Source organism: Pseudomonas sp. SORT22, from assembly GCF_018417635.1.
Classification (GTDB): Bacteria; Pseudomonadota; Gammaproteobacteria; order Pseudomonadales; family Pseudomonadaceae; genus Aquipseudomonas.
On the sequence record NZ_CP071007.1, the window covers coordinates 4,988,055 to 5,001,173 of the forward strand.

The 13,119-nt window shown below is 62.3% G+C and carries 15 protein-coding genes and 1 tRNA gene; 4 read left to right on the forward strand and 12 right to left on the reverse strand.

Annotated features, from left to right (window positions below):
* The first annotated feature begins 69 nt into the window (after positions 1-69).
* On the forward strand, positions 70-888 hold the full coding sequence (gene suhB, locus JYG36_RS22860; RefSeq protein ID WP_010223469.1) for a type III secretion system regulator SuhB: 819 nt from the start codon (positions 70-72) through the stop codon (positions 886-888).
* A 126-nt stretch (positions 889-1,014) separates the two neighbouring features.
* On the opposite strand, the gene JYG36_RS22865 is transcribed toward suhB, so the two are convergent.
* From JYG36_RS22865 to queA, 6 genes are all read right to left on the reverse strand, one after another.
* Positions 1,015-1,563 carry a glycine zipper 2TM domain-containing protein gene (locus JYG36_RS22865; protein ID WP_045196190.1) on the reverse strand — a complete coding sequence of 183 codons (549 nt, stop codon included), beginning with the start codon at positions 1,561-1,563 and terminating at the stop codon, positions 1,015-1,017.
* A gap of 120 nt (positions 1,564-1,683) precedes the next feature.
* Positions 1,684-2,595, reverse strand: coding sequence for a protein translocase subunit SecF (secF, locus tag JYG36_RS22870; protein WP_045196188.1), 912 nt, complete (start codon positions 2,593-2,595; stop codon positions 1,684-1,686).
* 9 nt (positions 2,596-2,604) lie between these two features.
* Positions 2,605-4,470 carry a protein translocase subunit SecD gene (gene secD, locus JYG36_RS22875; protein ID WP_045196186.1) on the reverse strand — a complete coding sequence of 622 codons (1,866 nt, stop codon included), beginning with the start codon at positions 4,468-4,470 and terminating at the stop codon, positions 2,605-2,607.
* A gap of 63 nt (positions 4,471-4,533) precedes the next feature.
* Positions 4,534-4,869 carry a preprotein translocase subunit YajC gene (yajC, locus tag JYG36_RS22880; RefSeq protein WP_010223473.1) on the reverse strand — a complete coding sequence of 112 codons (336 nt, stop codon included), beginning with the start codon at positions 4,867-4,869 and terminating at the stop codon, positions 4,534-4,536.
* A gap of 47 nt (positions 4,870-4,916) precedes the next feature.
* Positions 4,917-6,032, reverse strand: coding sequence for a tRNA guanosine(34) transglycosylase Tgt (gene tgt, locus JYG36_RS22885; RefSeq protein ID WP_213604480.1), 1,116 nt, complete (start codon positions 6,030-6,032; stop codon positions 4,917-4,919).
* Positions 6,033-6,046: 14 nt separating this feature from the next.
* Complete coding sequence (gene queA / locus JYG36_RS22890) at positions 6,047-7,096, reverse strand: tRNA preQ1(34) S-adenosylmethionine ribosyltransferase-isomerase QueA (RefSeq protein ID WP_213602374.1); 1,050 nt, start codon at positions 7,094-7,096, stop codon at positions 6,047-6,049.
* Positions 7,097-7,204: 108 nt separating this feature from the next.
* Between queA and JYG36_RS22895 the strand changes: the two genes are divergently transcribed.
* Positions 7,205-7,289, forward strand: a tRNA-Leu gene (locus tag JYG36_RS22895).
* 49 nt (positions 7,290-7,338) lie between these two features.
* Here the strand turns inward: JYG36_RS22895 and JYG36_RS22900 are convergent.
* Entirely contained in the window at positions 7,339-7,644 is a 306-nt protein-coding gene (locus JYG36_RS22900; RefSeq protein ID WP_045196588.1) for a HigA family addiction module antitoxin, read from the reverse strand.
* A 72-nt stretch (positions 7,645-7,716) separates the two neighbouring features.
* Positions 7,717-8,229 (reverse strand): superoxide dismutase family protein, encoded by a 513-nt coding sequence (gene sodC, locus JYG36_RS22905; RefSeq protein WP_213602377.1) that lies wholly within the window; start codon positions 8,227-8,229, stop codon positions 7,717-7,719.
* A 137-nt stretch (positions 8,230-8,366) separates the two neighbouring features.
* Between sodC and JYG36_RS22910 the strand changes: the two genes are divergently transcribed.
* Positions 8,367-8,843, forward strand: coding sequence for a GNAT family N-acetyltransferase (locus JYG36_RS22910; RefSeq protein ID WP_213602379.1), 477 nt, complete (start codon positions 8,367-8,369; stop codon positions 8,841-8,843).
* A gap of 289 nt (positions 8,844-9,132) precedes the next feature.
* Positions 9,133-9,798 carry a hypothetical protein gene (locus JYG36_RS22915; protein WP_213602381.1) on the forward strand — a complete coding sequence of 222 codons (666 nt, stop codon included), beginning with the start codon at positions 9,133-9,135 and terminating at the stop codon, positions 9,796-9,798.
* Positions 9,799-9,812: 14 nt separating this feature from the next.
* Here the strand turns inward: JYG36_RS22915 and phnE are convergent, their stop codons facing one another.
* The 4 genes from phnE to JYG36_RS22935 are packed head-to-tail and all read right to left on the reverse strand — an operon-like array spanning position 9,813 to position 13,043.
* Positions 9,813-10,580, reverse strand: a complete 768-nt coding sequence (gene phnE / locus JYG36_RS22920) for a phosphonate ABC transporter, permease protein PhnE (RefSeq protein WP_045196173.1) — start codon at positions 10,578-10,580, stop codon at positions 9,813-9,815.
* On the reverse strand, positions 10,577-11,404 hold the full coding sequence (locus tag JYG36_RS22925) for a PhnE/PtxC family ABC transporter permease (protein ID WP_213602383.1): 828 nt from the start codon (positions 11,402-11,404) through the stop codon (positions 10,577-10,579). Before JYG36_RS22925 ends, phnE begins: the two co-directional genes overlap by 4 nt.
* On the reverse strand, positions 11,398-12,192 hold the full coding sequence (locus tag JYG36_RS22930) for a phosphonate ABC transporter ATP-binding protein (protein WP_213602385.1): 795 nt from the start codon (positions 12,190-12,192) through the stop codon (positions 11,398-11,400). Before JYG36_RS22930 ends, JYG36_RS22925 begins: the two co-directional genes overlap by 7 nt.
* On the reverse strand, positions 12,189-13,043 hold the full coding sequence (locus JYG36_RS22935; RefSeq protein WP_213602386.1) for a putative selenate ABC transporter substrate-binding protein: 855 nt from the start codon (positions 13,041-13,043) through the stop codon (positions 12,189-12,191). Before JYG36_RS22935 ends, JYG36_RS22930 begins: the two co-directional genes overlap by 4 nt.
* Positions 13,044-13,119: the final 76 nt, after the last annotated feature.

Here is a 13,119-nt window from a genome sequence, read left to right on the forward strand (position 1 = left end):
TCACCCTTCTTCGCGCAAAGTTTTCTGCTAGAATGTTCGGCTTTCTTTAACGACCCAGGTGAAACGTCCATGCAGCCCATGCTGAATATCGCGCTGCGCGCCGCCCGCAGCGCCAGTGAATTGATTTTCCGCTCCATCGAGCGCCTGGATAGCATCAAGGTTGATGAAAAAGACGCCAAGGATTACGTCTCCGAAGTCGATCGCGCCGCAGAGCAGAAAATCATCGATGCCCTGCGCAAGGCCTACCCGAACCACTCCATCTACGGCGAAGAGACCGGCCTGCATGCCGGTAGCGGCGAAGAAGGCAAAGACTACCTGTGGATCATCGACCCACTGGATGGCACCACCAACTTCCTGCGTGGCGTTCCGCACTTTGCTGTCAGCATTGCCTGCAAATACCGTGGCCGCCTTGAGCACGCCGTGGTGCTGGACCCTGTCCGCCAGGAAGAATTCACCGCCAGCCGTGGCCGTGGCGCCCAGCTGAACGGCCGCCGCCTGCGCGTCAGCCCTCGCACCAGCCTGGAAGGTGCCCTGCTGGGTACCGGCTTCCCGTTCCGCGACAACCAGATGGCTGACCTGGACAACTACCTGGGCATGTTCCGCGCCCTGGTTGGCCAGACCGCCGGCATCCGCCGCGCCGGTGCTGCCAGCCTGGACCTGGCCTACGTTGCCGCCGGTCGTTTCGATGCCTTCTGGGAATCGGGCCTGTCGGAATGGGACATGGCTGCAGGCGCCCTGCTGATCCAGGAAGCGGGCGGCCTGGTGAGCGACTTCACCGGTGGCCACGACTTCCTCGAGAAGGGTCACATCGTTGCCGGTAACACCAAGTGCTTCAAGGCCGTTCTGACTGCCATCCAGCCGCACCTGCCTGCTTCGATCAAACGCTAAGTACGATCGAGCACAAAAAAAGCACCCTTCGGGGTGCTTTTTTTTGGCCTGTAGGAGCGGGCTTGCCCCGCGATAGCGATCTAACCGTTACACCGCATCGCGGGGCAAGCCCGCTCCTACAGTAGATTACTGGCCAGCCTGGGCCTGGCTCAGTACCAGCTTGCCTTCTTTATCCAGCGGAATTTGCGAACCCGGGTCACGGTCCATGCGCACTTGACCGACCTTGTCGCCGATCGAGTACTTCACGTCATAGCCGACCACCTTCTCGCTCAGGTCGTTGACCGTGTTGCAGCGGGTTTGCGTGGTGGTGTAGGTATCACGCTCCTGCATGCCTTCCTGCACCTTGTTGCCGGCATAGCCGCCACCGACCGCACCGGCCACGGTAGCGATCTTCTTGCCGGTACCGCCACCGATCTGGTTGCCCAGCAGGCCACCTGCCAGCGCACCGACCACGGTACCGGCAATCTGGTGTTGATCCTTGACCGGCGCCTGACGCGTCACAGTGACGTCCTTGCACACTTCACGGGGTGTCTTGACCGTCTGCTTGACCGGCTGCACCGCCAAAACTTCGGCATATTCCGGCCCGCCCTTGACCAGGCTGTAGGTGGCAACAGCACCTCCGGCTGTTACACCGACAGCACCCAGAACCGCACCCACCAGCATCGATTTGTTCACCTGAACCTCCTGATCATACCTGCGGAACATTGCCCGCCTTCTCCCTGCCTTGGAGCATAAAAAAAGGCGCGAGTTCAACACTCGCGCCCTTTTGTACGACCAACAGTGCGGGAAATTCCCTTATGGACGGTCGTCCACACCTTCGGCTTTCACCGTCGGGATCAGGTCTTCACTGTTCAGGTTCAGCCAGATCAGCACCACGTTGGCGATGTAGATCGACGAGTAGGTACCGGCCATGACACCGATGAACAGCGCCAAGGAGAAGCCCCACAGGTTGTCGCCACCGAAGAACAGCAGCGCGGCAATCGCCAGCAAGGTCGACACCGAGGTCGCCACGGTCCGCAGCAGGGTCTGGGTGGTCGAAATGTTGATGTTCTCGATCAGCGAAGCCTTGCGCAGAACCCGGAAGTTCTCACGTACCCGGTCGAATACGACGATGGTGTCGTTGAGCGAGTAGCCAATGATCGCCAGCACCGCCGCCAGCACCGTCAGGTCGAAGGTGATCTGGAAGAACGAGAGGATACCCATGGTCACGACCACGTCGTGGATCAGCGACAGGATCGCACCCAGGGCGAACTTCCACTGAAAGCGGAAGGCCAGGTAGATCATGATGCCGCCCAGGGCCAGAAGCATGCCCAGGCCACCCTGGTCGCGCAGCTCTTCACCGACCTGCGGGCCGACGAACTCGACACGCTTGACCACTGCCGGGTTGTCGGTGCTGACCTTTTGCAGCGCCTCGGACACGCGGTTACCCAGTTGCGGATCATCGCCCGGCATACGCACCAGCAGGTCGGTGGTAGCACCGAAACTCTGCACCACGGCGTCCTGGAAGCCGGCCTTGACCAGCTCTTCACGGACCTCGCCAAGGTTGGCCGGACGCTCGTAGGTCAGCTCGATGAGCGTACCGCCGGTGAAGTCCAGACCAAAGTTGAGGCCTTTGTAGAACCAGCTGAACAGCGCCAGCACGGTCAGAAGCAGGGTGATGCCGAACGCAAGGTTGCGCACACCCATGAAGTTGATTGTACGTAACATGGCAGCCCCTTATACCCACAGCTTCTTGATATCACGCCCGCCGCAGGTCAGGTTGACCATTGCACGGGTGACCATGACGGCCGTGAACATCGAGGTGAAAATCCCGAGGGACATGGTAACCGCGAAGCCCTTGACCGGGCCGGTACCCATGGCGAAGAGGATGCCGCCGACCAGCAAGGTGGTCAGGTTGGCGTCGACAATCGCCGTGTAGGCACGGTTGAAACCTTCGTGGATGGCGCGTTGCACCGACATGCCATTGGCCAGCTCTTCGCGGATCCGCGAGAAGATCAGCACGTTGGCGTCAACCGCCATACCCATGGTCAGGACGATACCGGCGATACCCGGCAGGGTCAGCGTTGCCCCCAGCAGCGACATCAGCGCCAGCAGCATGACCATGTTACCGGCCAGGGCGATGGTCGCGATCAGGCCGAAGAAGCGGTAGATGGCCATGATGAACAGCGAGACGAACAGCATGCCCCACAGGGATGCGTCGATACCCTTGGTGATGTTGTCGGCACCCAGGCTCGGGCCAATGGTGCGCTCTTCAGCAAAGTACATCGGCGCCGCCAGGCCACCAGCGCGCAGCAGCAGGGCCAGTTCCGACGACTCGCCCTGACCGTTCAGGCCAGTGATGCGGAACTGGCTGCCCAGTGGCGACTGGATGGTCGCCAGGCTGATGATCTTCTTCTCTTCGGTGAAAGTCTGCACGGCAACGTCTTTCTCGACGCCGTCGACCATCTGCTTGACGTAGCGCGTGGTTGGACGCTGCTCGATGAAGATCACCGCCATGCTGCGGCCGACGTTGCTACGGGTAGCACGGCTCATCAGCTCGCCACCATGACCATCCAGACGGATGTTCACCTGCGGACGGCCCTGCTCGTCGAAGCTGGCCTGGGCGTCGGTCACCTGGTCACCGGTGATGATCAGGCCACGCTCGACCGCAGCCGAACGACCGCCTTCACGGAACTCGAAAGTTTCGGTGGTGGCTTTCGAGGCACCAGGCTCAGCACCCAGGCGGAATTCGAGGTTGGCGGTCTTGCCAAGAATACGCTTGGCTTCGGCGGTGTCCTGCACGCCTGGCAGCTCGACCACGATGCGGTTGGCACCCTGGCGCTGAACCAGTGGCTCGGCTACACCCAGCTCGTTGACGCGGTTACGTACCGTGGTCAGGTTCTGCTTGATCGAGTATTCACGGATTTCCGCGACCTTGGCCGGGGTAATCGCCAGGCGCAGCACCGACAGACCGTTGCGCTCGGTGGTGGTCAGCTCGAAATCGTTGAAATTCTTGCGGATCAGGCTGCGGGCCTGTTCGCGGGATTCGTCATCGGAGAAGCCCAGCTGGATGCCGCCATCTTGTTGCGGCAGGCTGCGATAGCGCACGCGCTCTTTGCGCAGCAGGCTCTTGACTTCGCCTTCGTAGACTTTCAGGCGCGCCGACATGGCTTTGTCCATGTCCACTTCAAGCAGGAAGTGCACACCACCGGAAAGGTCCAGGCCCAGCTTCATCGGGCTTGCGCCCAGGTTGCGCAGCCATTGCGGGGTAGTCGGGGCCAGGTTGAGCGCTACTACATAGTCGTCGCCCAGTGCCTTGCGCACTACATCCTTGGCTGGCAGTTGGTCTTCCTGTTTGCTCAGGCGCACCAGGCCAACCTTGCCCTTCTCGCCCAGGCTCGCGGCCTTGACCTGGATACCGGACTCGTTGAGCGCCTTGCTCACGCGGTCCAGATCGGCCTGAGTGACCTGCAGTGCAGTACTGGCACCGCTGACCTGAACGGCCGGATCATCAGGGTAGAGGTTGGGAGCGGAATAAATAAAACCGATCGCCAGTACCACCAGGATCAGTGCGTATTTCCACAGAGGGTATTTGTTCAGCATCACGCCGCCCGTTCAAGACGCGGGGCGCCTTGCGCGCCCCGTCGATTGGTAAAAAACTGAAACTTAGATCGCTTTGAGCGTGCCTTTAGGCAGGGTCGCGGCTACGGCGCCCTTCTGGAACTTCAGCTCGACGTTGTCGGACACTTCCAGAACCACGAAGTCGTCGGCAACTTTGACGATCTTGCCGGCGATACCGCCGTTGGTGACAACTTCGTCACCTTTTTGCAGGTTGCTCAGCAGGTTTTTCTGCTCTTTGGCACGTTTGGCCTGCGGGCGCCAGATCATCAGGTAGAAGATGACCAGGAAACCGACCAGGAAAATCCACTCGAAGCCAGTACCGGCTGGGCCGGCGGCTGGGGCAGCTGCGTCCGCGTATGCGGCAGGGATCAGAAAGCTCATTTAGCACTCCAGTTGCAAATCAGTACTTGTTAGGGATCGACAGAACATCAGTCCAAGGGCGGCACAGGCAGCCCGCGCTTGGCGTAAAAGGCATCGACAAAGACGGCCAATGTACCTTGTTGAATAGCCTCGCGTAAACCAGCCATCAAGCGCTGGTAATGACGCAAGTTATGGATCGTATTCAACATACTGCCCAACATTTCGCCGCATTTATCCAGATGATGCAGATACGCGCGGGAGAAGTTCTGGCAGGTATAGCAATCGCAGGTCGCGTCCAGGGGCGAATCATCGTGGCGATGGAACGCGTTACGGATTTTCAGCACGCCGGTATCGACAAACAGATGGCCGTTGCGCGCGTTGCGCGTGGGCATCACGCAATCGAACATGTCGACGCCGCGGCGCACACCCTCAACGAGATCTTCCGGCTTGCCTACCCCCATAAGGTAACGAGGTTTGTCAGCCGGCATCCGCCCTGGCAGGTAGTCCAGGACCTTGATCATTTCGTGCTTGGGCTCGCCCACCGACAGGCCGCCGATGGCCAGGCCGTCGAAGCCGATCTTTTCCAGGCCTTCGAGCGAGCGCATGCGCAGGTTCTCGTGCATGCCACCCTGAACAATGCCGAACAGCGCCGCAGTGCTGTCGCCATGGGCGTTCTTCGAGCGCTGGGCCCAGCGCAGGGACAACTCCATGGACACCCGGGCGACGTCTTCATCGGCCGGGTACGGGGTGCATTCGTCGAAGATCATCACCACGTCCGAGCCCAGGTCACGCTGGACCTGCATCGACTCTTCCGGGCCCATGAACACCTTGGAGCCGTCGACCGGCGAGGCGAAGGTCACGCCCTCTTCGCGGATCTTGCGCATGGCGCCCAGGCTGAACACCTGGAAACCGCCGGAGTCGGTGAGGATCGGGCCCTGCCACTTCATGAAGTCGTGCAGGTCGCCGTGGGCCTTGATCACCTCGGTGCCCGGGCGCAGCCACAGGTGGAAGGTGTTGCCGAGGATCATGTGCGCGCCGATCGCCTCGATGTCGCGCGGCAGCATGCCCTTGACCGTGCCATAGGTGCCCACCGGCATGAACGCCGGGGTCTCGACCACGCCACGCGGGAAAGTCAGGCGGCCGCGACGGGCCTTGCCGTCAGTGGCGAGCAATTCGAAGGACATACGACAGGTGCGACTCATGCTTGATCCTCGGGGCCGCGTGGCGCCGGATTGCGGGTGATGAACATGGCATCACCGTAACTGAAGAAGCGGTACCCGTGTTCGACCGCCGCCGCGTAGGCAGCCATGGTCTCGGGGTAACCGGCGAAGGCCGAAACCAGCATCAGCAGCGTGGATTCAGGCAAATGGAAGTTGGTCACCAGGGCATCGACCACATGGAACGGCCGGCCCGGGAAGATGAAGATATCGGTATCGCCACTGAAGGCCTTGAGCTCGCCATCACGGGCGGCGCTTTCCAGCGAACGCACGCTGGTGGTGCCCACGGCAACCACGCGCCCGCCACGGGCCCGGCAGGCAGCCACGGCGTCAACCACATCCTGGCTGACCTCCAGCCACTCTTTATGCATGTGGTGATCTTCGATGCGCTCGACCCGCACCGGCTGGAAGGTACCAGCACCTACATGCAGAGTGACAAAGGCGGTTTCCACACCCTTGGCGGCGATTTTGGCCAGCAGTTCTTCGTCGAAGTGCAGGCCGGCGGTTGGCGCGGCCACGGCGCCAGCGCGCTCGGCGTACACCGTCTGGTAGCGCTCGCGGTCGGCGCCCTCATCCGCACGGTCGATATACGGCGGCAGCGGCATGTGGCCAACGCGATCAAGCAGCGGCAGTACCTCTTCGGCAAAACGCAGCTCGAACAGCGCATCGTGACGGGCGAACATCTCGGCCTCGCCACCGCCATCGATGAGAATCTGCGTGCCAGGCTTGGGCGCCTTGCTCGAACGCACGTGGGCCAGTACCCGGTGGCTGTCGAGCACGCGCTCGACGAGGATTTCCAGCTTGCCGCCGCTGGCCTTCTGGCCGAACAGACGCGCCGGAATCACCCGGGTATTGTTGAACACCATCAGATCGCCCGGGCGCAGATGCTCGAGCAGGTCGGTGAACTGGCGATGCGCCAGTGCCCCGCTCGGCCCGTCCAGGGTCAACAGCCGGCTGCTATGGCGCTGCGCCAGCGGATGGCGAGCGATCAGGGAATCAGGAAGCTCAAAGGAGAAATCGGCGACGCGCATGATGGTGTTCGGTTCGACAGGGCCGGAAAGTTTAGCCGAAACCGTGAAAATTGACCATGAAAGCTGATTGACCAACGGTAGGCGCCTCTCTATACTTCGCCGCCACAAGCCCTGATGGCGGAATTGGTAGACGCGGCGGATTCAAAATCCGTTTTCGAAAGGAGTGGGAGTTCGAGTCTCCCTCGGGGCACCAAACGCAAAAAGAAACCGACCCCAGGGTCGGTTTTTTTGTGCCCGGCAATTCAAGCACAAGCCACCAGGCGCCGCACTTGCCGGTGGATCTCATCGCCGTGATTCAACTCGGCGGTGCGCAGGTCAAACGCCGTCTGCAGGTTGAGCCAGAACTCCGGCGTAGTGTCCAGGCAAGTGGCGAGGCGCAAGGCCATGTCTGCCGAAACGCCGCGACGCCGAGAAAGAACCGCATTTATCGCAGAGGCAGACACGCCCAACGCGCGAGCCAAAGCGGCGACACTAACACCCAACTCACTCTGAAAATCTTCGCGCAGGACTTCCCCTGGGTGTACCGGACGCATGGCGTTTTTGCAGATCATGATGCACCTCAGTGAAAGTCCATTATTGCAACACGTGCAGGCCTAGCGCATTGCGCAGTGGATAGCCCTTTATTGCACCACCCCACACGCAATCCGCGCCCCACCACCACCCAACGCCTGCGGGTGATCGCTGTGGTTATCGCCGCCGCCATGCACCATCAGCGCATGGCCCTTGGACTCGTCGGCCTTCAGGCGTGGGGCCAGGACCGGGTAGCGGGCGGTGCCGTCGGCGCTGACATACAGGGCGGGCAAGTCGCCCTTGTGCCCGGCATCGTCGTACGGGCCCAGGTGTTTTTTACTCTGCTGCGGGTCCCAATGCCCGCCCGCAGAACCTGCCGGCGTGGTCTTGCCGTCGGCGGTGGCCGGTGCGCAGGAGGGGTTTTCGTGCAGGTGAAAGCCGTGTACGCCTGGCGGCAAGTCGCGCAGGTCAGGCGTGAGCAAAGTGCCGTACTTATTCTGCTCAAGGGTAATGGTACCGACCGGTTTGGCGCTGCCGTCGGCGCCCACCAGGGCCATTTCCACGGTCTGGGCCTGAGCCAGGCCCGCTGTTGCCAGGGCGGCGGTGAACAGAAGTGCTTTCATGATGTTGCTCCTTGTGGGTCGATGCAGCCGAAGGGCACCTTATCAAGGTGGACCCTGGCGCAGCGTGGGGATTCCATTACCAGCTTTGTCGAAGTGTGTAGGATCACTGTTCCCTCATTTGCTGATCGAGTCGCGCCATGCAATTGACCCACCGCCCCGTCCAGCCTCAGGACATCGCTGCCATCTGCTGCTTCCCCCAAGGCCCGGACGAGCTGTTCTACATGTTCCCCAAAGCTGCGTACCCGCTGACACCCGCGCAATTGAGCGAGGCCATCGCCCAGCGCAGCGGCTCCACTGTGGTCGAGGGTGACGGTACGCTGCTGGCCTTTGCCAACTTCTACAAGGCCGAGCACGGCGGCGTGTGCGCCCTCGGCAATGTGGTGGTGGCCCCCGCCGCGCGCGGTCATGGCGTGGCACGTTATCTGGTGCAGAGCATGATCGAGCTGGCTCGCAGCCAGTTCGAAGCGCGCGAGGTGCAGGTGTCGTGTTTCAACAGCAATGCCGCCGGGCTGCTGCTTTATCCACAGCTGGGCTTTGAGCCTTTTGCCATCGAGGAGCGCCAGGGCCCTGGCAATACCCGGGTGGCGCTGGTGCAGATGAAGCAGGCGCTGTAATCGATCGAGCACCAGATTCAGATGGATGCGATTTGTGAAACCATCGAGCGCTGACCTGCGTCCGGATAGCCCACTAATAGCGAGCGCTTCGCGCTCGATCGCTGGCAGGGCCAGCTCCCACAGGATTGGGCGAACACAGGTCCACTGTAGGAGCCGGCCTTGCAAGCCTTACCTGGTTGTCCGTGGGACTGGGTTTGCAACAAGCCGAGAACACATCCGCCAAAACCCAGTGATGATTTCCCCGGCGCGGCCGTTATCCTCCAGGTAAGCCCCTGCCCATGAGGTAACGATGTTTCAACAATGGAGCGAAATGCTGCAGCTCTACAAACGCAGCCGCCCGAACTATTGGCACGCCATCCGCAACAATCCGCTGGCCCCGCACCTGTTGCCGACCTGGCTGGTGGTGCTGGCAACCGTCCTGGTGGTCAGCGCCTCGTTCAGCGTGCAACAGCACCCCCTAGGCCCGGTCACGGTGATGCTCAGCACCAGCCTGTGCATGTGGGCGATGTTGCTGGCCCGTGAGTACTTTGTCGCCGAGCAGTTCAAAAGCCTGTATCAACGCCACGCCATCGCCAGCCAGCCGCTGCTGCAGCGCGACAGCTACCTGCGCTACGCGCATTTCCTGCAGATGCTTGAGCAAAATGCTGTCCGTGCGGCCCAGGCTGGCGAGATCGCGGCGTTTGCAAAGATCTCCGAAAACCCGCCAAAGTCGTTGAACCTGACCCAGAACGCGATGTTCGTGGCGATCATCACCTTCCTCGCCACCATCGCCGCCGAGAAGGCCAAGTTCACCGAGCTGTGGGCGTTCGGCAACGGCAACCTGGTCATCCTGTTGACCTTCGCCGTGTTGCTGGTGCTGTGGTTCGGCTTGATGGTGGTGCGTGATCACCTGCACTACAAGGAGCGGATCATCCGCTACCTGGAATGGGCCAGCCATGATCTGCCCAAGCCCTGATCATCCTGCGGCTTTCAAGCCCGCACAAAGCGCTGCCGGAGCACATCGCTCAAGGCATCGACCAGCAACACCAGCACCAGCATGGCGATGATCACCGTGCTGGCCCGGGCTTCCTGGAACAGACTCAGGGTGGTGTAGAGCATCTGCCCCAGGCCGCCGGCACCGACAAAACCCAGCACGCTGGCCATGCGGATGTTGTTTTCCCAGCGGTACAGGCTGTAGGCAAGCATCTGCGGCCAGAGGTTAGGCAAGGTGCCGAAGCAGAATGCAGTGACCTGGCTGCCGCCTTGCAGACGAATGGCCGCAGCCGGCTCTGGCGGGGCGTTTTCCAGTGCCTCGGCGAACAGCCGGCCGAGTACGCCTGAGGTGTGCAATGCCAGGGCCAGGGTCCCGGCATTGGGCCCAAGGCCCGCGGCCAGGACGGTCAAGGCCGCCCACACAAGCTCTGGTATCGCGCGCAGGGCGTTAAGCAGCAGGCGCGCAACGCCTTGCAGCGGCCAGCCGAACCGCCCGGCGGCAGGCAAGGCCAGCATCAGCCCGAGCACCACCGCTAGCAAAGTACCCAGGCCCGACATGGCCAGGGTTTCCAGGGCGCCCTTGGCGACCGCCCGCAGGTGCTCGGGGCTCAGCTCGGGGCTGAGGAAGCGCAGCGCATAAGCGCCCATCTGCCCTAACCCGCCGTTGCCAAACAGCGCCTGCAGATCAAGGCTCAAGTAAGCGAACGAAGCTGCCACCGCCGCCACCAGTGCCAGCACCAGCGCGGTATTGATCAGCACTCTCATGCCAACCTCCCGCGCAGCAGGCGGCTGAGCTGGTCGGCCAGCCATACCAGCAACAGAAATGTCAGCAGCATGCTCGCCACCTCGGCGCCGGCGAACATGCGCATGGAGAGGTCGATCTGCTGGCCGAGCCCCCCTGCACCGACAAAACCCATCACCACCGAGGCACGGATCGCACACTCCCAGCGGTACACCGTATAAGACACCAGCTCCGCCGCCGCAGTCGGCAGGATGCCGTAGCAGAACGCGCTCAAGCGGCTGCTGCCGGTCTGCAACAAGGCATGCGCCGGGCGCTGGTCGACCGATTCGAAAATCTCGGCATAGACCTTGCCAAGCATGCCGCTGTAGGTGATGGCGATGGCCAGCACCCCGGCGGTCGGGCCCAGGCCCACGGCACGCACGAACAGCAGCGCCCAAACGATCTCCGGCACGCTGCGCAAAAAGATCAACAGGCCGCGCACCGGCAGACGCAGGGTGCGCGACCAGAAGCCCAGGCGACCGCCACGGGAAGCGGCGCGCAACGACAGCGCCCGGCTGGCCAGCAGGCTGGCCGGGATCGCCAGCAGCAACGCCAGGGTCATGCCGGCGGTGGCTACGGCCAGGGTTTGCAAGGTGGCCTCAAGCAGCAGCCGAAGAAAGTCCGCTTCATGGGCTGGCGGCCAGAAGGCGCTGACAAAATTACCCATCTCCCGGCGGTTATCGGCCTGCAGAAGCACCCCAGGGTTGAGCTCGCTGAGGCGGATACCCGGCCACAGCAAGGCTATCGCCAGCAGCGCCAGCAGCAGCCTGGGCAACGCCGCCGGGTCACGGCGATCGGCCTTCAGCATCGGGGAATCTGCAGGTTCAAGGCCGGCAGCGGTAACGCCGGCGGCAGCAGTTGCTCGTTGGCATACAAGGCATCGAGCATGGCGCTGGACACCTCGCTCGCCGGGCGGTCAAAGACGATGCGCCCCTCGCGAATACCGATAACCCGCGCAAAATGCGCCAGCGCCAGCTCTACCGCATGCAGGCTGGCGATCAGGGTCACGCGGCGTTCGCTGGCATGCTGGTTGAGGGTTTTCAGGCTGTGTTCGGCGAGCACCGGGTCCATCGCCGAGACCGGTTCGTCAGCCAGCAACATCTGCGGTTGCTGGTACAACGCGCGGGCAATGCCGACCCGCTGCAACTGGCCACCGGACAATTGCCCGCACTGGACAAAAATCTTCTCGGCCATGCCAAGGGTCGTCAGCACCTCACGCACACCGGCGACATCCGTCGGGTGCAGCAGGTTGAGCAGCCCGCGCAAGGTGCTCCACTGTCCCAGGCGCCCGGCCAGCACTGCAGTTACCACCCGCTGGCGTGGTGGCAACGGCGGCGTCTGGTGGATCAGGGCGATACGCGCGCGCAGGCGCTGAAGCGCAGCGGCGGACAAGCGCCAGGGTGTCACGCCGAGCAGCTCTACGTTGCCGGTACTGGGCGCGATGGCCGTGCCCAGCAGTTGCAGCAAGCTCGACTTGCCCGCGCCCGACGGGCCGATGATCGCCACCCGCTCGCCGACGCCAACCTGCAGGTCGATACCGTGCAGCGCCTGGACCTGGCCGTGGCGCAGGCTGGCGCCGCGCAAACGGATGGTCATTTCAGCAAGTCGGCGGCGCGCGCGGCCTCTTCGATGCCCTTGTAGTTATCCGGGCTGGTTTCGATGAAGCGGCTCGCAGCCTGCAGGTCGAGGATGGCTTTGTCGCCAGGTTTGGCCGGATCAAGGTCGAGGAAGGCTTGCTTGATCCTGGCTTTGAGTGCCGGCTCGAGGCTGCCGCGCACGGTCCAGTTGTAGTCGTAGTAGCTTGGGGTGGTGGCGAACACCTTGACCTTGTTGGTATCGACCTTGCCTGCGGCCACCAGTTTGTCCCAGACGCTGGCGTTGAGCACGCCGGCGTCGACCTTGCCGGCCTGGACCCAGGCGGCAGTGGCGTCGTGGGCACCGGAATAGGCAACACGGCTGAAGTAACTCTCCGGCTTGATGTTGTCATTCTTGAGCATGAAGTAGCGCGGCATCAGGCTGCCCGAGGTGGACGAAACAGAACCGAAGGCAAAGGTCTTGCCCTTGAGGTCGGCAAGGCTCTTCACATCAGGATTGGCAGTGATGAATTTGCTGGTGAACTTGGCATCCTGTTCGCGCTGCACCAAAGGCGTGGCGGTCGGGTCCTTGAGATGTACCTGGACGAACGTAAAGCCGCCGAGCCAGGCCAGATCCAGGCGATCGGTGGCCAGCGCCTCGACCACCGCCGGGTAGTCGGCCACCGGCACAAACTGGACCTTCATCCCCAGCTTCTGCTCCAGGTACTCGCCCAATGGCTTGAACTTGCGCAGCAGTTCGGTCGGCGCTTCGTCAGGGATGGCACTGACTCGCAGTGTGTCGGCCGCCATGGCCAGGTAGGACGAGCACGACAATACCAGGCCGGCAAACAGCGCCAGGGGACGTTTGAGCATGGGGATTCTCCGGTTCAATAGCGGGGAAAGGGCCACACGGGCCACCCCGGAAATTATAAGAGGCATCGGCGTAAAG